A 19,886-nucleotide genomic window follows, 5' to 3' on the forward strand; every position below is an offset into this window, starting at 1 on the left:
TTATTAAAGTTACTTTTGCATCATATTGTAGGGGCGAATTGTAATTCGCCCTTCAAAAAGATAAAGTAAAGAGACGGTAATACAAAAATTACCGTCTTATTTTTAGTATAATGAAATTACACAGAAACTTAGTAGATGCCGTAATAGAGGGACTTACCTTTATTTTTAACGAAGGGCAATACGCCGATAAGGCAGTAGAAAAACAACTGAAAAAAGACAAGCGTTGGGGCGCCCGCGATAGGGCTTTTATTGCCGAAACTATTTACGACATTGTGCGTTGGAAACGACTTTATGCCGAGATTGCCGAAGTGTACGAACCCTTTACAGTGCACAACCTACGCCGTATGTTTGCTGTATGGGCGACTCTCAAAAGTATTGCCTTGCCCGATTGGGGAAACTACTTTGAAGATACTCCTGCCCGCCGTATCAAAGGCAAGTTCGACGAACTCTCTAAAGTGAGAAAACTACGTGGATCAGTACCCGACTGGTTAGATACTTTGGGCGCACAAGAATTAGGAGAAACGTTGTGGACAGATGAATTACACGCCCTTAACAGTTTAGCTTCCGTAGTATTGCGTGTGAATACCCTTAAAACTTCTTTAGAACACTTGCAACAGTTTTTGCGACAAGAAGGAGTAGAAACTTATCCTTTGCGCAATTACCCCGATGCTTTGCAGTTAGTAGAACGCAGCAATATCTTTAAAACCCAAGCCTTTGCCGATGGACTGTTTGAGGTACAAGATGCTTCCTCTCAAAAAGTAGCTCCTTTTATGATGATAGATAGCAACGTGAAACGTGTAATCGACACTTGTGCTGGAGCAGGAGGTAAAACCTTACACCTCGCTACCCTAATGCAAAACAAAGGTCAGATTATAGCGATGGATATTTACAAACAGAAATTGCAAGAGCTCAAACGCAGGGCACGACGTAACGGGGTTTTTAACATAGAAACTAAACTCATAGAACCCAAACAGCTCAAACGTATGCACGGCACATTCGACCGCGTACTCATTGATGCCCCTTGTAGCGGACTCGGCGTACTGCGCCGTAACCCAGATGCAAAATGGAAATTGCAACCTGAATTCTTGGACGAAATACACACTACTCAACAAGAAATTTTACAACAGTACAGTAAATTGCTAAAAAAAGGAGGCAAACTTGTCTATGCTACTTGTTCTATATTGCCTAGTGAAAACCAACAACAAATAGAAAAATTCTTAGCCTCAGAAGCAGGAAAAGAATATCGCTTAGAAGCTGAGGAAGTAATTTTTGCCCATCAATCGGGTTATGATGGTTTCTATATGGCAAGACTTTCTCTTTAAGAGGATGTTTTCAAACTCATTTAACCTTTAATCCCATTGTTATGAAAAACATAAACGAGCTAAAAATAGGTGATATATTTTCTTTTTACTTGAAAAGGTGGGGTTTTTATGTGTCGGCACAAATTGTTCTCAAAGATGACAAGAAAGGAACAATAGCTATTGTCTTAAATGCTTTGACCAAAGAAGTGCCAACGCTTGATGCTCTAAAAAATGCAAAATATTTTGTTTTTGACCATCACTATTGGCAAAAGAAAAACTTTTATATCAATGGCGATACATTACTTGCTTTCAATCCTATTCTCATTGGAAATACCCCTCTTATAGATACCCCACCTGATGGATACATAAGCACAGAAACTATGGAGCAGTTTTCTTTGCAATACCAATGGAATCGGTTACCAGAAGATTTTAAAAAGCATTTTAAGGCAAAGAAACCTCAAAACACAAAGTTAAAGATTACTGCTAATAAATCTAAGGACTTTTATACAAATGTACTGAAAGAAAATCCGCTTTTGTATAAGATAGAAAGTAGTATTTTCGATGCTGAATTGCAATCTTTTCTGAAAGAAAAACAACAAGTAAGTGAGTTAGAGCTTAAAGGAACAGATAAAGCTGTGGTAGATGTTTCGACAAGTGGCACAAATTCGTTAAGTATACACAATAGTAATATTGATAAAATAGTGCTAAACAGTTATATGCAATCACTTTCTTTGTTTGGAGATTTTTCAACACTCAAAGAAATAGTATGCCCTTTTGAAGGCGAACTTTTAAACCTTTGTCTATATGATTTCAATAGTGGATTTCTAAAGTTCAAAGGACTTCACAATCTGAGAGAACTAAGAATATTTTCTGCTAAAAAACTTTGTGTAGATATAGAGGAAATTGTCAATACTTTCCCTTACTTAGAGTACTTGATGATTAGTGGAAAAAATGCCTCCTTAAAAAACATAGAAGCATTGGCTAAGTTAAAGTATTTAGAATCGGTTTGGCTCTCGGATCTTTATGGTTTTGATAGTTTTGTAAAGAAGACTGAGATACCTAAACTGAACTCTATTACGTTATGGTCTGTACCCAAAGTAGTCGCTGATAAAGTCAAAAAAGAATTTAAAAGCATTGATGAATTAGAAATTAAGCAAGCCCGTACTGATGAATGGATAAAAGCCAACTTAGATAATCCCTTAGGGGAATGGGATGGCAGAGAAGGTACAAAACTTTCAGTGGCTAAAAAAGCGATGAAGGCATATACCGATGCTTACAAAAAACTATCGAGTAATCAAGACAAGAATGAAGCTGCAAAGACATTACAAAATTTCATAGTAATTTTCAATCAAATTGATGAGAAACACCCTATTGACACTTTGGAAAGAGAGGAGATTTGGGATGCTTTCAATATCTTGGGAGAACTCACTTCACTGACCTTAAAAGAAAAAGAAGAAATATTTGAAAATTTGAGAGATTTTTAAATGTTGTACATATCATTATTTTGTTGTAATTTTGCACTCTAAAATTTATCACTCATAAACTCAATAACGAATGAAGAAAATAATAACACTGATATTCGTAGTACTTGTTGCAACAGCAAATGCTCAAATACATAACCCTGTAAAATGGAAAACAGCGGTTGAAAAAATCAGCGATAGTGAATATTATTTGGTAGCAACAGCTTCCATTGAGGCTGGCTGGAAGCTCTACGCACAAAACATTCCGCCTAAAGGACCTATTCCTACCACCTTTACTTTTGAAAAAAGCGCAAACTTCGAGCTTATGGGTAAGACCGAAGAAAGTAAACCTATACAAAAACACGACAAGGTTTTTGATATGGAAATTGCTTATTTTTACAATCAAGCTGTGTTCAAACAACGCATCAAAATAGTAAAACCTATAACTTCTATAAAAGCAACGGTAGAGTTTATGAGCTGTGACGATAGTAACTGTTTACCTCCTGACACAGTAGATTTAGAGTTTTTCCTTTCGGGAGCTCCCGTTGCAAACAAAGTGGCAACTCCCCAGTTTACTTTTAGTAATAATACCGACGGAAATAATACAGTTCCTACAACTACCGTAAGTCAGACTACAACAACAAAAGCTCCTACTACTACCCCTATCTCACGTCAAGGTCTGTGGACAATATTCTTTATATCTTTTCTTTCTGGCTTTGCTGCCTTGCTCACTCCTTGTGTATTCCCAATGATTCCTATGACGGTGAGTTATTTTACCAAACAGAGCAAAACTAAAGCTAAAGGAGTGAAGAATGCTGTAATCTATGGTATTTCTATCATTGTGATTTATGTGTTGTTGGGATCAGCTATTACTGCTATCTTTGGTGCAGATGCTTTGAATGCTTTAGCAAGTAATTTCTGGTTCAACCTCATCTTTTTCTTAATATTGGTAGTATTTGCCATTTCGTTTTTAGGAGCGTTCGAAATTACTTTGCCTAGTTCGTGGAGTACCAAAGTAGATGCTCAAGCCGACCGCAGTGGTTTTATAGGCATCTTCTTTATGGCGTTGGCGTTAGCTATCGTATCATTCTCGTGCACAGGTCCTATTGTAGGTACTTTGTTAGTACAAGCTGCCTCCGAAGGGGGGATCGCTCCTATTATTGGTATGTTCGGCTTCTCATTGGCAATTGCCTTGCCTTTTGCCTTGTTCGCAGCCTTTCCTGGTTGGTTACACTCCTTGCCTAAATCAGGTGGTTGGATGAACACCGTAAAAGTGGTATTGGGATTTTTAGAATTGGCATTAGCATTCAAATTCCTTTCTAATGCTGATTTGGTATTGCAATACCACTGGATAGAACGCGAAGTATTTATCGCTATTTGGATTGCAGTTTTTGGTGCCTTATCACTTTACCTTTTTGGAAAAATACGTTTGCCTCACGACGATGCCACCGACCGTATTTCAGTAGGTCGCCTGCTATTAGGTTTACTAACTCTTAGTTTTACGATTTATATGATTCCAGGGTTATGGGGGGCACCTCTCAACCTTATCAATGCTTTTCCTCCTCCGCAACATTATAGCGAATCGCCTTACGGTGTAGGCTATACCGCTGACGGAGGTAGTGCCAGTGTAGATGAAGGTGCTCTTCCTGAAGGAGCGCACTTGTTCAAACCTCACAATATCGTTACTTTTGATGATTATGAAAAAGGATTAGCTTATGCCAAACAAGTGAACAAACCCGTATTGTTAGACTTTACAGGCTGGTCTTGTGTAAACTGCCGTAAAATGGAACAAAACGTATGGCCTAACCCCCAAGTGCTCGATGCTCTTAGAAATGAGGTGGTATTAATTTCGTTGTACGTAGACGATAAACGTCCGCTACCCGAAAGCGAAGTGAGACCTTCACAAATTAGAGAAGGCAAGATGATAAAAACCATTGGACAAAAATGGAGTGAGTTCCAAACCCTCCATTACAAAGCCAATACACAGCCCTTTTACGTGCTGATGAATCTCCAAGGAGAGAACTTAGTAGACCCAATAGGATATACCCTTGATACCGATGACCCCGATGAGTTTTACAAATGGATAAAACAAGGGATTACTGCCTTTGGCAAATAAAATTTTTGATGAAAAACAAACACTACATACTCCCCATATTTATAGGCTTAAGTTTAGCATTAGGGCTTGTTTTAGGAAGGCAACTTGCGAATTTCTACATTCCCAAGCCTCCTCCACCTGTACCTATGCCTATTACTGATATAGATACGGTGCAAGAGAATCCTTATAAAGTGAAATTAAACAGACTTATCGATTATATAGAAGAGGACTATGTAGATAAAGTAAATACCGATAGTATTGTAGACCTCACAATAAACAGTATTTTGCGCAAATTAGATCCTCACTCCACTTATATCTCTAAAAGTGATATCCAAGAGGTAGCCGAAACGATGAGTGGTAAGTTCGTAGGTGTGGGTATTAGCTTTTATATGTACAAAGATACCATTGCCGTAATCAAACCTATTGAGGGAAGTGATGCAATGCACAAAGGTATTCGTTTTGGTGACCGTATTTTAATAGCAGGGAAAGATACCTTGTTTAAAAAACACTTAAATACTGATAAAATCAAAAATATTCTCAAAGGAGAAATGGGGTCAAAAGTAGATTTAACTATTTACCGAAAAAGTAAAGATAGTCTTTTTAAGATAGGTATTGAGCGAAAGTTTATTCCTATTAAAAGCATTGATTGTTTTTACAAAGTAAATGATACTTTAGGCTATATACGTATGAATAGGTTTGCCGAAACTACTAATGACGAATTTGACTCAGCACTTAAAGCTTTGGAAAAAGAAGGTATTAACAGTTTAATTCTAGATTTGCGTAATAATTCTGGTGGCTTTCTCAATGTTGGAATTCAGATAGCCGATGAGTTCTTAGCAAAGGATAAGATGATTGTATTTACCAAAAATAATCGCAAAGAAATAGAAGAAACCTATTCTACTGCTGGTGGGTTATTCGAAAATAAACCTATATTTGTACTTGTCAATGAAAATAGCGCTTCAGCTAGCGAAATTGTAGCAGGGGCTTTACAGGATAACGATAGAGGTGTGATAGTAGGACGTAGAACTTTCGGCAAGGGATTAGTACAAAGCGAAATGCCTCTACCTGATGGTTCGGCAGTACGCCTTACTACCGCTCGCTACTACACTCCAACAGGACGCTCTATACAAAAGCCCTACAACTTGCGTCACCAGCGCAGAAGCTTTCAAATAGATAATGCTACAGTCCCCGATTCTTTAAAGTTTACAACTCCTAAAGGAAAAGTAGTGTATGGTGGTGGTGGTATCTACCCAGATGTATATGTACCAGTAGATATGAAACCGGAAACCTATATGGTAAATGAAGTGCTAAACTCAGGACTTACGAACTTCTTTTTGTTTGAATATTTAGATAGTCACCCTTCTCAGAACCATAAGCCACAAAAGTCTTATTTCATAGGGGGATACAAAGTGCCCAAAGAAATGCTCAACGCCTTTTCAAAGTTTTTAAAAGAGCGTAAAATCAACATAGATTTCAAACGAAACAGCAATGATATATCAAAATATCTAAAAGCTAACTTAGCTGAGATATGGTTTAACGATAATGTAGCAGGGCTTATCAGGAATCAAGGAGATTTTTACATAGAAAGCTGTCTACACTACTACAAACAAAAACACCCTAAAAATGGCACTGAAAATCCTACTAAAGTGGTAAGGAGAAAAGCCAAAAAACCTATAAAAAGAGTTTAAAAAATATATGAGCAAGAATTTAACATCACGTAGTGAAGACTATTCTAAATGGTATAACGAATTGGTTGTAAAAGCCGATTTAGCCGAAAGTTCAGGTGTGCGTGGTTGTATGGTAATCAAACCTTACGGCTATGCTATTTGGGAAAAAATGCAAGCAGAGCTCGACCGTATGTTTAAAGAAACTGGTCACAGCAATGCTTATTTCCCTTTATTTGTACCCAAAAGTTATTTTGAAGCAGAGGAAAAGAATGCTGAAGGTTTTGCTAAAGAATGTGCCGTAGTAACCCACTATCGCCTTAAAGCCGACCCTAATGAAAAAGGGAAACTAATGGTAGACCCGGAAGCAAAACTCGAAGAAGAGCTGATAGTACGTCCTACCTCAGAGGCGATTATTTGGAACACCTACAAAAACTGGATACAGTCTTACCGTGATTTGCCTATACTCATCAACCAATGGGCGAATGTAGTGCGCTGGGAGATGCGCACCCGTCTATTTCTTCGCACTGCGGAATTCTTGTGGCAAGAAGGACACACCGCTCACGCTACAAAAGAGGAAGCCATAGAAGAAGCTCAAAAGATGATGAACGTATACGCCAACTTCGTAGAGAACTTTATGGCTGTGCCTGTAATAAAAGGTGTAAAAAGTGAAAGCGAACGCTTTGCAGGGGCTGACGATACCTACTGTATAGAAGCCCTTATGCAAGACGGAAAAGCACTGCAAGCAGGAACATCACACTTCTTAGGACAGAACTTCGCCAAAGCCTTTGACGTGAAATATGTGAGTAAAGAAGGTAAACAAGAGTACGTATGGGCGAGCTCTTGGGGCGTCTCTACCCGCTTGATGGGAGCACTCATTATGACCCACAGCGATGACAACGGATTGGTACTCCCTCCTAAATTAGCTCCTATACAAGTGATAATCGTGCCTATCTACAAAGGAGCAGAACAATTAGAAAAAGTGCGCACACACATACAACCTTTGATAGAAGAACTCAAAAAACACAATATCAGCGTAAAATTCGACGATCGCGATACCCAATCGCCAGGCTTCAAGTTCCACGAGTACGAACTCAAAGGCGTTCCCGTGCGCTTAGCCATAGGGCAACGCGACATAGAGCACAATACCTTCGAAGTAGCCCGTCGCGATACTCTTACCAAAGAGACAGTAGCTAGTGACCAAATTGTAGCTCATATCCAGCAATTATTAGAGGATATACAAGCGAATATCTACAACAAGGCATTACAGTACCGCAATACCCATATTACCGAGGTGAACAGCTATGACGAGTTCAAGGAATTGCTAGAAACTAAAGGAGGTTTTCTCTCAGCCCACTGGGATGGTACTCCCGAAACAGAAGAGCGTATCAAAGAAGAAACCAAAGCGACTATACGTTGTATACCATTGAATATCAATAAAGAAGCGGGGGTTTGCATTTACTCTGGTAAGCCTTCAAACAAGCGAGTGCTTTTTGCAAGAGCTTATTAAGCAAAAAAATATGTTAAATTTTTTGGTAGTTATAATAGAATAAACTACCTTTGTCTTATTAATAATCAAAAAAATTTTACACGATGAAAAAAATCATTTTATCATTAGTAGCAGTTTTTGCTTTTGGTGCTCTATCAGCACAAGACAGTGAGTTCGGTTTTAAAAAAGGAAAACTATTTGCAGAAGGTAACTTAAAAATTGGTTCTACAACTGACAATTCAAGTCCTTCTGAAAAGAAAACCAATACATTTGAATTTACTCCACAAGCAGGGTTCTTCTTAACTGATAAATTTGCTTTGGGAGGTGGGTTAAATATTGGTACTGAGAAAATAAAAGAAGGAGGAAGCCAAACAAGTAAGACAAATGTATTTGGTTTTGATGTTTTCGGTCGTTACTATTTCCTTGAATTAGGACAACGCTTCAAAGTATATGGACAAGGTGGTGTTGGATTAGACTTCGGTAGCACACAAACAACAAGTGGTTCCGATAAAGCAAAATACACTGAGTTTGGTATTGGCGCAGGATTAGGCATTAATTATTTTGTTACCCCTAAACTTGCTATTAACTTTGGTTTATCTGATGTAGTTTCTTTTACTACAAAAAAACCAAAAAATGGAGATGCTAACAACGAATTTAATGTAAACATTAATGAGTTCAATAACTTCTTCGGTTCTCACACTACATTTGGTTTAACTTATATACTTTTTTAAAAAGCAAACGCTTAAAACACACTGCTTACTAAAGCATTACCTCCAAAAAGTTTTCCTTTTTGGAGGTTCTTTTTTGCTTGATAAGTGTATTATTAACAAAATCACATATAAATCATATCTAAAACAAAAGAGTCCAGCAAATTACTGAACTCTTTCTATCATATTAATTTCTTAACTATCTATACCTTCTATGCTTTAAAACTTTTAAACAAAGTTTCCATCTTTTCTTTTTCTTCTTCAGCTAAAGCTGCATCTACCAAGATTCGTCCACTGTGCTCATCAGTAATAATCTTTCTACGAGAGGCAATTTCTACTTGTACTTGTGGCGGAATAGCAAAGAAAGAACCTCCAGAGGCTCCACGCTGAATTGGCACTATTGCTAAACGGTTCATCACACTACTGCGAATACGTTGATAGGCTTTTAGCAAACGCTCTTCAATTTTAGCCGCATACTCTTCTGCTTTTTCTCTTAAAAATTCCTCCTCTTTCTCAGTCTCTGCCAAAACAGAATCAAGTTCAGCTTTTTTGTGCTTGAGGTGCGCATCACGTTGGGCTTTGCGCTCATCTACTTGTTTGATAGCCTCTTTCTTTTGGTCTACTTGCGCTTTACCTTCTTTAATGCGTTTTTCTGCCAACTGTACTTCTAACTCTTGAAACTCTATCTCTTTAGAAAGAGAGGTATATTCACGATTGTTACGTACATTCTTTTGCTGGGTAGTATATTTTTTAATAAAGGCTTTTGCCTCTTCAATTTTTGCCTTCTTCTCAGCAATTCCTGCCTGCAATTCGTCTAACTCTTCTTTAAACTTTACGTGACGTTTTTTTAAACCCTCTACCTCATCTTCAAGGTCTGAAACTTCTAACGGAAGCTCTCCACGAGTGTTCTGTAACTCATCAATCTTAGAATCGATGAGCTGTAAATCATACAATGCTCTTAATTTTTCTTCTACGGTTATATCCACTTTTTGTGCCATATCTATGAATAATATTTGATAGGATTTGTATCTACATTTGATATTGAGAGGGCAAAAGTAGGAATTTTTTTTGAAAGATACTCAAATAAAATAAATTTTATGTATTGTTCACTTTCAAAATGACCTATATCTGCTAATAATATTTTCCCCTCAGCCCTGAAAAAATCGTGGTATTTAAAGTCTGCACTCACAAAAACATCTGCTCCTGCTCGCTTAGCATCTTCTATTGCAAAAGCTCCACTTCCTCCCAATACAGCTACTTTTTTCACTTCTTTTCCCCTGAATGCTGAATACCTAATACAGCTTACCTCCATTTTCTCTTTTAAATAAACAAGGAAATCTGCTTCACTCATCGGGGTTTCAAATTCCCCTATCATACCCATTCCTATATGTTGGTGCTCGTTTTCGAGTATATATATCTCATAAGCCACCTCTTCATAAGGGTGATTTTGGCGAAGTGCTTTTAGGATTTGAGATTGTAAGTACTTGGGAAAAATAACTCCTATTTGTGTTTCATCTTCTGTGTGAAATACATTGGGTTCACCAATAGTTGGGTGCGAAGATTCATTGCCCTTATAAGTGCCTTTCCCTTCAAGATTGAAACTACATTCCGCATAGTTGCCAATATTCCCCGCTCCTGCTTCAAAGAGCGCTTTACGTAGCTTTTCAGCATTAGCTTTTGGAACATAGGTAATAAGTTTTCTAATAACATTAGGCTGTGGAATAAGTATGGAGCGATTATGCAATCCTAAACGGTCAGCAATAGAAGCATTCACTCCTAACAGCTGATTGTCTAAAGCCGTATGCATACTGTAAATAGCTATCTGATGTCGAATCGCTTTCATCACTACTCGTTCCACATAGGTCTTCCCTGTAAGCGATTTAAGTCCACTGAAGATAATCGGGTGGAAACTAACAATGAGATTACATTTCTTTTCAATAGCTTCTTCTACCACAGCTTCTAATGTATCCAAAGTGATGAGCACTCCTGTTACTTCGGCATTGGCATCACCTACCAATAAGCCTACATTGTCAAAACTCTCAGCATAATCAAGTGGTGCAAGAGTTTCAAGAACTTTAGTTATGTCTTTTACTTTCATCGTATTCTTTTAATGTTTACATACCTTTTCACAGTTCTTTTAATAAAGATTTTCTCTAATCTTTTTCTATATCTGATTTATTGTGTTAGAGATTTAAAATCTCTCCATCATCGTAATACACTACTCTGTCTCCTATAATACGAGCAGGAGCGGTGTATCTATGAGGTTCTTCCTTACCTATTGCCATAATATGATTTACTTGCCAACCCTTGGCTTTCAAATAATCTGATACCATCGACCTATGACAACGCCACCAAACAGCCTCTGCACACATATAAGCAGTAGTTTCTTTTTCAGCTATAGCAATGAGTTGAGCAATACCTTTCTCAAAATCATAAGTCTCCATATAATCAGCATAAGCTCGGAAGGACTCGTTATGCCAACGAGTATTCTTAGAGTCTTTATGTACTTTACGTCTACCACCTAATAACGTGAGATGGGTATAGGCTATCCCAATTTCGGGTAATACTACCTCTAAGTTTTCTTTATTAAATTGCGGATATTTGTTAGAGCCTGGCAACCCTCTGATATCAACTAAATGTTGTATCTCAAACGATTGTAACATCTCTATAAATTCTTCCAATGTATACGTGGAATGTCCTATAGTATATATTCTATTCATAATCAATTACTAACCACTATCTTACTCTTTCCATTACCTTCCTTCTGTACCACTACTTTCACAGCAATACGCTCTACCATCTCCTGTACGTGAGAGATAACTCCCACTTTCTTCCCTTGATTTTGCAAACTCTCTAAGGCATCTAAGGCTACTGAAAGTGTCTCAGAGTCTAAAGAACCAAAACCTTCGTCTATAAAGAGGGTTTCTACGTTCATTTTGGTAGATGAAAGAGACGACAGTGCCAAAGCTAAAGCCAAGGATACCAAAAACGATTCTCCTCCTGAAAGCGAGTATACCGAGCGCACTTCTGCTCCCATATCGTTGTCTATCACTTGCAGACTAAGAGAATTGGGAATGCGTTGCAGGGTGTAGCGCCTATTGAGGTAGCGCATCTGCACATTAGCATATTGCAAGAGCATATCCAAAGTGTACTCCTGCGCGTATTTGCGAAACGCATTACCTGTACTACTTCCTATCAGGTCGTTGAGCAAGCTCCAACGATGAGCGAGTTTTTCCTTTTCTTTTTTGGCTGTATGCAACTCAACTGCTATTGCTCGCTGTTGTTCATCATTTAAAAGCCGACTCTTTTGAGTGACTACCGTATCGCGCAAGGTATCTTCTTCTGCTGTCTGTTCTGCCAACTGCTGAACGATATCTTCTTCTGTAAAGTTGAGAGGTCTTTTTTCTTTTAGTGTTTCAAGCGCTTGCTGTTTTTCATTCGCAATGGTATTGTATTGTGCAATGCGGCCATTTAAGGATTGAAGGGCTTGGCGCTCTGATTGTAGCCATTCGTGAGAACGATTCGCCCACTCTTGCATTTTGCTTCTTATATGCTCTATTTGAGCAGGCTTGTAGGCTGTAAGCCATTCTTTTATTTTGTGAGTTGCTTCGGCTATATGAGCTTGCGATTGCTGTTGTTGCGTCGCTAAGGTCTCTAAGTTTTTTTCGTTAGCCGTCATCTCCAATAAAATAGCGTTATATTGCTGTTGCGTTTGCTCTGAAAGAGTTGTTAATCGCTCTAACTGCTGCTGGTAAGTCTCTTCTATTACTTGAACCGATTTTCCTTCTAACAATCCCGCACGTTCTTCTTTCAGCGTTTGCAATTGCGCTTGCTCTTTATCGATTGTCGTTGTCAATTCGGTGAGCTCTTGACGGAGTACTTGTTGTGAGGAGGCGAGCTCGGTGCGCTCTTGGGTGAGTTCAGCAAGGCGCTTTTTGTATTTCTCGATACAAGCCGAATGCGCTTCCCAGTCGGTTTTAGCAGTGGTGATTTGGGTTTGAAATTGCACAATATCGGTTTTCCAAAGGTTGAGCCAAGCGTCCGAAAGTTGTAAGCTCTGTAATTGCTGACTGTATTTTTGCCGTTGTTGCTCGTAATTTTCAGCGTCTTTCGCAAGGGTATTCAGCTCATCAGTAAGCGATTTGAGTCGGTTGAGGACTTCAAAAAGACGCTCGTTTTCCGCTAAAAGATGTTCTGTTTTTGCTATCTTATCCGTGATATATTCTTCTATTTTCACAGAAGGATAGGTCGCATAATACACTGATTGCGACAAGCGTTCGCTCTCTTGTTGCCATAAATCCGTACGCTCTGCGTTTTGTGCTGTCTGACTCTCTATACGTTTTTGCAGTTCTTTGAGCTCCGTTTCTTTGGTGATAACCTCTTTGGTGAGCGTTTCTAATTGTTTTTTAGCCGTTAGAAATTCTTCTTGCACTGTATCTATCAGGTGTTCAGCTACTGCCTTATGAGCATTGGGGTGGTGTACCGAACCACATACGGGGCAGGCTTCTCCTTCTACCAAATGTTCTCTCAAAAACGCTACATCTTTGGTATTTTCTATTTGTGCCCTTTGGTAAATGCGTTCCGCTGTATCACAAGCTATTTGGGTGGCTATCTTCTCTGTTTTTAAACGTTGCAATGTTTCCAATATTTGGCTTTGGGTGTTTTGCATCTCTTGTAAGAGCGCTTCTCCCTGAACCTTTGCGTCAGTGTATTGCTTGATATGTTTGGCAATCTCTCTATCCGCCTGATACACTTGCAAGGCGGTGAGATAAGCCTTCTGCTGTTTGGCAAGCGTCTCTATATCAGTTGAGGGGAGTGCCTGTATAGGGTATTGTGCTTTCAGCTCATTGAGTTGTTGTGTAAGGCGTTCTTCTGCTTGGCTATGGGCGGTTAGTTTTTCATTGAGTTGTTGCTGTTCTTCCACAAGCTGTTTGAGCCACAACGCATTGCGGTACAACTGCGCTTCATCAGGGTGAGTGTTGAGCCACTGCTCTTCTTGCTGAATGTACCTCTCCCCTTTCTGTATGTGCTCAGTTACTTTTTCAAGCGACTCTTTTTTAGCTTGCAAAGCACTCTCTTTCGCCTCTTGTTGCTGCTGTTTTTGCTCAAAAATCTGCGTTAGTTCTGCAAGTCTTACGTCCAATTCCTTTGCTCTGGCAATAGCAGGTTTGGCAGTTTCATAAGCCTTTTTGGCAGTAGCCAAATCGTTTTCGGTTAGCAATTTTTGCTCGGATACCTTAGCCTTATCAGCTGTGAGCCGTTCTTTTTCGGCAGTAGCTTCCTTCAAATGTTGCTGAGCGGTTGCTAATAGTTCTTTTTCCCTTTGCTCGGTGAGGATATCCCCTTTTATAGCTTGTAATTGCTCTATGATAGCAAGCTCTCCAAAACGTTCCGCTTGCGAGGTTTTCTCTTGTTCGGCTTTTTCTTTATTGGCAATAGCCTCTTGCCATTGCTGAGTGTACAACTTCTGATTATCAAACCACTGTTGTTGTTCTTTTAAAGTAGCGAGCGAGGCTTGTAAGGTTTTCAACCTCTCTTCATCGGCTGTAAGTTGCTTAGTCAAAGCACTGCGCTCTTCTTCCGTTAAAAAAACAATGTTTTCAAGCTGTTTTTCTAAGAGTTGGAGTTCGTTTTTATGTTGCTTGTTGAGTTCGTACACTTGCTTAGAAATGCGTGTGTAAATCTCCGTACCTGTAAGTTTTTCTAAAATATCCGACCGCTTATCATCATTCGCTTTTAAGAACGACGTAAAGTCTCCCTGTGCCAAAATCACCGATTTGGTAAACTCGTCAAAAGTCAAGCCTACGCATTCCTTTATCTTTTCGAGCACCAATGTCTTGCGGTTCTCAGCAATCAGTTGGTTATCCGTCAGGCAAGTAAGTTGCAAAGTTTCAGGCTGAATTGCCCCCGAAAGTTTGTTATAGGCTCTGCGTACCTGCCATTCCGCTTCATAAGTCTTGCCATCTACCGCCTGAAATACCACTTTGGCATAGCCCGAAATCGCCCCTTTGCGCAAAAGATTCTTCACATTATTCACCTGTACTTCAGCCGAGCCGTCAGCAATAGCAACCGAGTTTTTTGTAGTTGCCAAGCGAGGGGTATCGTTGTAAAGCGCAAGGCAAATAGCATCTAAAATGGTAGATTTGCCTGCCCCTGTCGCTCCTGTAATAGCAAATAACCCCACCGATTTAAGGGGTTCAGCTTCCAAATTAAGCGTAAAGGGACCTTCTATAGAAGCAATATTATGAAGAGAGACCGAAAGTATTTTCATAAGAAAAAAAACCTCCGTGAGGAGGTTTTTAAAAGTTGCTATGTTATTTTTGGAACTTAGCGTATTTGTTTTTAAACTTATCAATACGTCCGGCTGTGTCGATAAGTTTAGATTTACCAGTGTAGTAAGGGTGCGAAGTGCGAGAAATCTCTAATTTTACTAATGGATACTCAACCCCTTCTACTTCAATAGTCTCTTTTGTTTCTACGGTAGACTTTGTGATGAAGATATCGTCGTTCGACATATCTTTGAAAGCCACCAAACGGTAAGATTCTGGGTGAATTTCTTTTTTCATTGCAATGCTAATTTTATTACGTAATTTTTTCAGGGCGCAAAGGTACAACTATTTTTCGAATTGACAAACTAAATAATTAAAATCTAAAACCTTAAAATATAATTCACTGATTATTAAACGCTCCAACAGCCTTTATATAACAATCCCCTAAGATTCATCAAAGTATCAATTGTCGCTTTTGCATCGTATCTCCCCCTTTGAGGATAGCCAGCGAGAAGTTTTCACCACATTCCCTCCGTCATTCATCACCCGTCCCTCGTCATTTCTTCCCTTTTCCGTCATACTCCCCCTAGTGCCTATGGCCTAAGGCCTATTGCCTTTTCCCTTTCTTTCGCCTCGAAACCCCGTTTTTAACATTTTTAGCGTTGTTGTATTATATTATGAATCAACTTTTTATACACCCTTTCTATACCAATCGTCCAAGATTCGTATAAGCTTCCTATAAGCTCTCTATAAGCTAACCCCACCCTCCTCATAGCCTTTTTTCACCAAAATCCCTCTCGACCCACTTCCGAACTATTCTGTTTCCTTCCGAAAGCTCCGATGTGTCATTTTTTTGCGACACACACTTTGCCAAAAAGTTACTTTACAAGGCGTAGCCTTGATTTTGTTTAAATTTTGTTTAATTTCTGAGGCACAGCCTCATTCCTCTAACTCAAACTCGCACCTCATTTTCTAATTTTATAAATTATTTTGTATCTTTGCATCGTTTTGGCGCAGTATTTGATTAACAGCTATGAATTAAAAGTTAATAATAAAAGCCTTTGCGACTTTTAACTCTTAACTCTTATCTTTTAACTAATTATGATTCATATCGACGAAAAAATATACCTTTGGCTCATAGCGGTACTCATTCCGCTATTTATCATCTTTGCCCTTTCAATGCTTCGCAAACGTCGGTTGCAAAGACAATTTGCCTCCTCCCCTGCCCTTAGGCGTTTAGCTCCTGACCGTTCGCGATTCAAACTCTGGGTGAAATGGAGTGTCTTGGCAGTAGTGCTTGTGCTACTGAGCATCGCCCTCGCTAACCCCAAGATAGGCACAAAAATTGAAACCGTAAAACGCGAAGGGGTAGATATCGTCTTTGCTGTTGATGTCTCTAAAAGTATGCTTGCCGAAGACGTAGCCCCCAATCGTTTGGAAAAGGCAAAACGCATCGCTTTCGAAACCATTAGTCAGCTAAAAGGCGACCGTGTAGGTATCGTAGCTTATGCAGCTAGCGCTTATCCTCAGCTCGCTCTCACTACCGACCATTCTGCCGCTAAGATGTTTCTACAAGGTATGAACACCGATATGCTCTCCTCTCAGGGAACTGCCATTCAGGAAGCAATACGTATGGCAAGCAACTATTTCGATGAGAATACTCCCACTGCGCGCTTGCTCTTTATCCTCACCGATGGCGAAGACCACGAAATGGGTGCTACCGAAATCGCTACCGAAGCACAAGAAAAAGGAGTACATATCTACACCATAGGTATTGGCACCGAAAAAGGCGCTCCTATCCCTATTAAAGACGGAGGCGAACAAACGTATAAGCGCGACCGCAATGGCGAGGTAGTGATTACCAAACTCAACCGCGAACTCTTGCAACAGATAGCCATCAATGCAGGAGGTGAATACCTCGACGGCGATAATACCCAAAAAGTAGTAAGCCAAATTAACAAGATATTAGACGGTACTGAAAAAAGTCAGTTCGATACCCAAAAGTTTGTAGATTTCAAAGACCAATTTCAGTGGTTTTTAGGCGGAGCTTTGCTCTTGCTCATCTTAGACCTCGCTATCTTTGAACGCAAAACCCAATGGGTAAAGAAATTGAATCTATTCAACGAAAAAGAAAAAGACAAATAGTGCGTCCCAAACTTTGCCAAAGTTTGAAACTTTGGCAAAGTTGAAAACAAACAATCTACTATGAAAAACGTTCTATACATAACATTATCCTTACTATCCCTCTCTGCTTTTGCACAATCCAAAGCCGAAAAAGAGGCACAAAAAGCAATTGCTAACTCTAAAAAATATACGTACGAGGGCAACACCGCTCTCAAAGGCGATAAACCCGTACAAGCCGAAGTAGAATATCGCAAAGCAATAGCCGAAGATAAAAACAACGCTACTGCACAGTATAATCTTGGTACGATGTACTATCAACAAAAGAGTTACGACGAGGCTTTCTCCCGACTTAAAAACGCCTCAACCTCCGATAAGATAACCGAAGAAGAAAAACACAAGGCTTTCCACAATTTAGGCAATGCCTTTATGAAGAACAAAGAGTACGAAAAGGCGGTACTCTCTTATAAAGAAGCTTTGCGTCATAATCCTAAAGATGAAGAAACCCGTTACAATTTGGCAGTAGCCAAAGAAATGCTTAAACAAAACCCACCTCCACCTCAAAACAACAAAAACAATAAAGATAAAAACAACCAACAAAACCAAAATAATCAACAGAACCAGCAAAATCAGAATAATCAGAATAATCAACAGAACCAAAATAACCAGAATAAAAACCAAGATAACAAGAATAATCAGGACAACAAAGACAATAAAGATAATAAAAAAGATCAAGGCGATAAACAGGATAAAAACAAAGACAAGGGCGACGACCAGAAAGACCCTAACCAAAACAACCAGCAGAATAAAAACCAAAGCGGACAAGGACAAGGTGAGCAACGTCCCTCTTCTCTTTCGCCACAACAAATGGAGCGTATCTTGGAGGCAATGAACAACGAAGAGCGCAAAACCCAAGAGAAAATTAACGCTCAAAAAGTAAAAGGGCAACGCGCTAAAACTGAAAAAGATTGGTAGTAGTAGGGGCGAATGGCTATTCGCCCTTTTAATAAGTAAAAGCTAAAATGAAATACAAGATAATATTCTTTATAAGTTTCTTAATCCAAAGTCTCTATGCACAACAAGTAGAGTTCAAAGCCGAAGTGAGTAAAAATCAATTAGGGGCTAACGAACGCTTGCGCATAGAGTTTTCTATGAATAAAGACGGCGATAACTTTACTCCGCCTAACTTTCAAGGTTTTACCATAGTAATGGGACCTTCGCAATCGGTTTCAAGATCGTGGATTAATGGAGTAAGTAGTTTCTCCAAAACTTATATTTACATTCTCCAACCTACTGCCAAAGGTAAGTTTACCATAGGACAAGCAAGTATAGAAATTGACGGTAGAACATATAAAACAAACCCCATAGCTATCACTGTTACCGAGGCGGTAAAAACTCCCTCAATAGATAGAAATACTAACGATATCGCACGTGAAAACCTATTCCTCCTCGCTGAAGTTTCAAAGCCCAACCCATACCTTAACGAAGCTGTAAGTGTGGTATATCGGCTTTATGTAGGAGGAGAAATATCTCTTAGTAACCTGCGTTTGTTAGATGTACCAAAATACCCTAACTTCTGGAGTCAAGATATACGTCTGCAAAATTATGAGGTAGAAAATTGCTCTTATCAAGGTCGTTCCTACCGTTGTATTGTAGTAAAAAGAATAGTGCTTTACCCTCAAAAAACAGGAGCTATCACTCTCGAACCTCTGTCTGTAGAAGCTATTATCAATGCTCCTACAGGACAACGAGACTTCTTTGGTCGCCCTTTCTATGAAGAAATATCACGCAAAGTAAGCTCTGGCAGTCGTGTTTTAAACATAAAACCCTTGCCTGAGGAAGGAAAACCCGAAAACTTCTCAGGAGCAGTCGGTAACTTCTCTTTTTCCGTAAATGCTACTAAACAAACACTCAAAGCTAATGAAAGTACTCAACTAAAAATAGAAGTATCAGGTAATGGCAATTTTAAACTGTTTGATTTACCTAAGCCTACTTTCCCATCATCGTTAGAAGTATATGCTCCCGAACAAAAAGAAGACATCAACACTTCTCTTAACGGAATGAAAGGACGCTTAGAGCAAACCTATACTATCGTTCCTGAATACAAAGGGAAATATCCTATTTCAGGACTCTCTTTCTCGTATTTCAACCCCAATACTCAGAAATATGAAACTGTAAAAACCGAAGATATTTGGATAGATGTAACCGAAGGTCCTACAGCCGAAAACCAGCCTAATGACACGGCTAATAGTAATAACATTCCTCTAAAACCAGAAGGTCTTCAAACCAATGCCGATCTTCAGCCAATGCACCAACCCGTATTCTTTGGTTCTACAGCTTACTATTTATGGCTGTTCTTGCCTTTGCTTCTTATCCCTATTGTACTTATCTGGTGGCATATCAAAATGCAAAGAGCCGGAGATATCGAAGGTAATAAAGTAAGAGTAGCCAATAGATTAGCGAAGAAATATCTAGGAGAAGCTAAACGTAAATTAGGTGATAAAGGTACCTTCTACGAAGCGTTAGAACGCGCCTTGCACAATTACTTAAAAGCCAAATTAAAAATTGAAACAGCTGAAATGAGCAAAGATAAAATCACTGAACTATTGCTCAGCCGAAAAGCTACTGAAGCTACCGTAGCTCAGTTTATGGCATTACTCGCTAATTGCGAAATGGCACGCTACTCTCAGCATCACACCGATGCTTCTATGGAAAAAGATTTTAGCGAGGCAGTACAAGTAATCTCTGCTCTCGACAAACAAGTGAAAAACAAGTAATAA

14 protein-coding genes are annotated in these 19,886 nt (G+C 39.2%); 9 read left to right on the forward strand and 5 right to left on the reverse strand.

The window, feature by feature from the left end; genetic code table 11:
- Positions 1-110 precede the first annotated feature (110 nt).
- The 6 genes from C3V44_RS04660 (at position 111) to C3V44_RS04685 (ending at position 8,740) form a co-directional block, all read left to right on the forward strand.
- Entirely contained in the window at positions 111-1,322 is a 1,212-nt protein-coding gene (locus tag C3V44_RS04660) for an RsmB/NOP family class I SAM-dependent RNA methyltransferase (protein ID WP_106095697.1), read from the forward strand.
- A gap of 41 nt (positions 1,323-1,363) precedes the next feature.
- Positions 1,364-2,785 (forward strand): hypothetical protein, encoded by a 1,422-nt coding sequence (locus tag C3V44_RS04665; protein WP_106095698.1) that lies wholly within the window; start codon positions 1,364-1,366, stop codon positions 2,783-2,785.
- 70 nt (positions 2,786-2,855) lie between these two features.
- A complete protein-coding gene (locus C3V44_RS04670; protein ID WP_106095699.1) occupies positions 2,856-4,877 on the forward strand; it encodes a thioredoxin family protein in 2,022 nt (673 codons plus the stop codon).
- An 8-nt stretch (positions 4,878-4,885) separates the two neighbouring features.
- A complete protein-coding gene (locus C3V44_RS04675; protein WP_009420653.1) occupies positions 4,886-6,544 on the forward strand; it encodes a S41 family peptidase in 1,659 nt (552 codons plus the stop codon).
- A gap of 7 nt (positions 6,545-6,551) precedes the next feature.
- Complete coding sequence (gene proS, locus C3V44_RS04680) at positions 6,552-8,030, forward strand: proline--tRNA ligase (protein ID WP_106095700.1); 1,479 nt, start codon at positions 6,552-6,554, stop codon at positions 8,028-8,030.
- A gap of 83 nt (positions 8,031-8,113) precedes the next feature.
- Positions 8,114-8,740 (forward strand): outer membrane beta-barrel protein, encoded by a 627-nt coding sequence (locus C3V44_RS04685; protein WP_106095701.1) that lies wholly within the window; start codon positions 8,114-8,116, stop codon positions 8,738-8,740.
- 188 nt (positions 8,741-8,928) lie between these two features.
- Here C3V44_RS04685 and C3V44_RS04690 read toward each other — a convergent pair whose 3' ends face one another.
- The 5 genes from C3V44_RS04690 to C3V44_RS04710 all read right to left on the reverse strand — a co-directional run bounded on the left by C3V44_RS04690 (position 8,929) and on the right by C3V44_RS04710 (position 15,282).
- Entirely contained in the window at positions 8,929-9,714 is a 786-nt protein-coding gene (locus C3V44_RS04690; RefSeq protein WP_106095702.1) for a zinc ribbon domain-containing protein, read from the reverse strand.
- 2 nt (positions 9,715-9,716) lie between these two features.
- Entirely contained in the window at positions 9,717-10,814 is a 1,098-nt protein-coding gene (locus tag C3V44_RS04695; RefSeq protein ID WP_106095703.1) for a Nif3-like dinuclear metal center hexameric protein, read from the reverse strand.
- Between the two features lie 85 nt (positions 10,815-10,899).
- Complete coding sequence (locus C3V44_RS04700; RefSeq protein ID WP_106095704.1) at positions 10,900-11,436, reverse strand: DUF488 family protein; 537 nt, start codon at positions 11,434-11,436, stop codon at positions 10,900-10,902.
- Between the two features lie 2 nt (positions 11,437-11,438).
- The gene (locus C3V44_RS04705) at positions 11,439-14,987 is read right to left on the reverse strand and encodes an AAA family ATPase (protein WP_106095705.1); all 3,549 of its coding nucleotides are present in this window, start codon (positions 14,985-14,987) and stop codon (positions 11,439-11,441) included.
- A gap of 43 nt (positions 14,988-15,030) precedes the next feature.
- A complete protein-coding gene (locus C3V44_RS04710; protein WP_002671135.1) occupies positions 15,031-15,282 on the reverse strand; it encodes a type B 50S ribosomal protein L31 in 252 nt (83 codons plus the stop codon).
- Between the two features lie 804 nt (positions 15,283-16,086).
- Between C3V44_RS04710 and C3V44_RS04715 the strand changes: the two genes are divergently transcribed.
- The 3 genes from C3V44_RS04715 to C3V44_RS04725 are packed head-to-tail and all read left to right on the forward strand — an operon-like array spanning position 16,087 to position 19,883.
- Complete coding sequence (locus C3V44_RS04715; RefSeq protein ID WP_048747239.1) at positions 16,087-17,130, forward strand: VWA domain-containing protein; 1,044 nt, start codon at positions 16,087-16,089, stop codon at positions 17,128-17,130.
- Positions 17,131-17,190: 60 nt separating this feature from the next.
- Positions 17,191-18,081: a tetratricopeptide repeat protein gene (locus C3V44_RS04720; RefSeq protein ID WP_106095706.1), complete on the forward strand. Its 891-nt coding sequence runs from the start codon at positions 17,191-17,193 to the stop codon at positions 18,079-18,081.
- A 47-nt stretch (positions 18,082-18,128) separates the two neighbouring features.
- Positions 18,129-19,883, forward strand: coding sequence for a BatD family protein (locus C3V44_RS04725; RefSeq protein ID WP_106095707.1), 1,755 nt, complete (start codon positions 18,129-18,131; stop codon positions 19,881-19,883).
- Positions 19,884-19,886 lie beyond the last annotated feature (3 nt).

It is taken from the genome of Capnocytophaga sp. oral taxon 864, assembly GCF_002998835.1.
In the GTDB taxonomy this organism is placed as follows: Bacteria; Bacteroidota; Bacteroidia; order Flavobacteriales; family Flavobacteriaceae; genus Capnocytophaga; species Capnocytophaga ochracea.

Bases quoted from the DNA above. Each gene is read 5' to 3' on its own strand.
- C3V44_RS04720 (WP_106095706.1), top strand. From the start codon at position 17,191: ATGAAAAACGTTCTATACATAACATTATCCTTACTATCCCTCTCTGCT.
- C3V44_RS04665 (WP_106095698.1), top strand. From the start codon at position 1,364: ATGAAAAACATAAACGAGCTAAAAATAGGTGATATATTTTCTTTTTAC.
- C3V44_RS04700 (WP_106095704.1), bottom strand. From the start codon at position 11,436: ATGAATAGAATATATACTATAGGACATTCCACGTATACATTGGAAGAA.
- C3V44_RS04695 (WP_106095703.1), bottom strand. From the start codon at position 10,814: ATGAAAGTAAAAGACATAACTAAAGTTCTTGAAACTCTTGCACCACTT.
- C3V44_RS04690 (WP_106095702.1), bottom strand. From the start codon at position 9,714: ATGGCACAAAAAGTGGATATAACCGTAGAAGAAAAATTAAGAGCATTG.
- C3V44_RS04685 (WP_106095701.1), top strand. From the start codon at position 8,114: ATGAAAAAAATCATTTTATCATTAGTAGCAGTTTTTGCTTTTGGTGCT.
- C3V44_RS04710 (WP_002671135.1), bottom strand. From the start codon at position 15,282: ATGAAAAAAGAAATTCACCCAGAATCTTACCGTTTGGTGGCTTTCAAA.
- C3V44_RS04705 (WP_106095705.1), bottom strand. From the start codon at position 14,987: ATGAAAATACTTTCGGTCTCTCTTCATAATATTGCTTCTATAGAAGGT.
- C3V44_RS04675 (WP_009420653.1), top strand. From the start codon at position 4,886: ATGAAAAACAAACACTACATACTCCCCATATTTATAGGCTTAAGTTTA.
- C3V44_RS04660 (WP_106095697.1), top strand. From the start codon at position 111: ATGAAATTACACAGAAACTTAGTAGATGCCGTAATAGAGGGACTTACC.
- C3V44_RS04670 (WP_106095699.1), top strand. From the start codon at position 2,856: ATGAAGAAAATAATAACACTGATATTCGTAGTACTTGTTGCAACAGCA.
- C3V44_RS04725 (WP_106095707.1), top strand. From the start codon at position 18,129: ATGAAATACAAGATAATATTCTTTATAAGTTTCTTAATCCAAAGTCTC.
- C3V44_RS04715 (WP_048747239.1), top strand. From the start codon at position 16,087: ATGATTCATATCGACGAAAAAATATACCTTTGGCTCATAGCGGTACTC.
- proS (WP_106095700.1), top strand. From the start codon at position 6,552: ATGAGCAAGAATTTAACATCACGTAGTGAAGACTATTCTAAATGGTAT.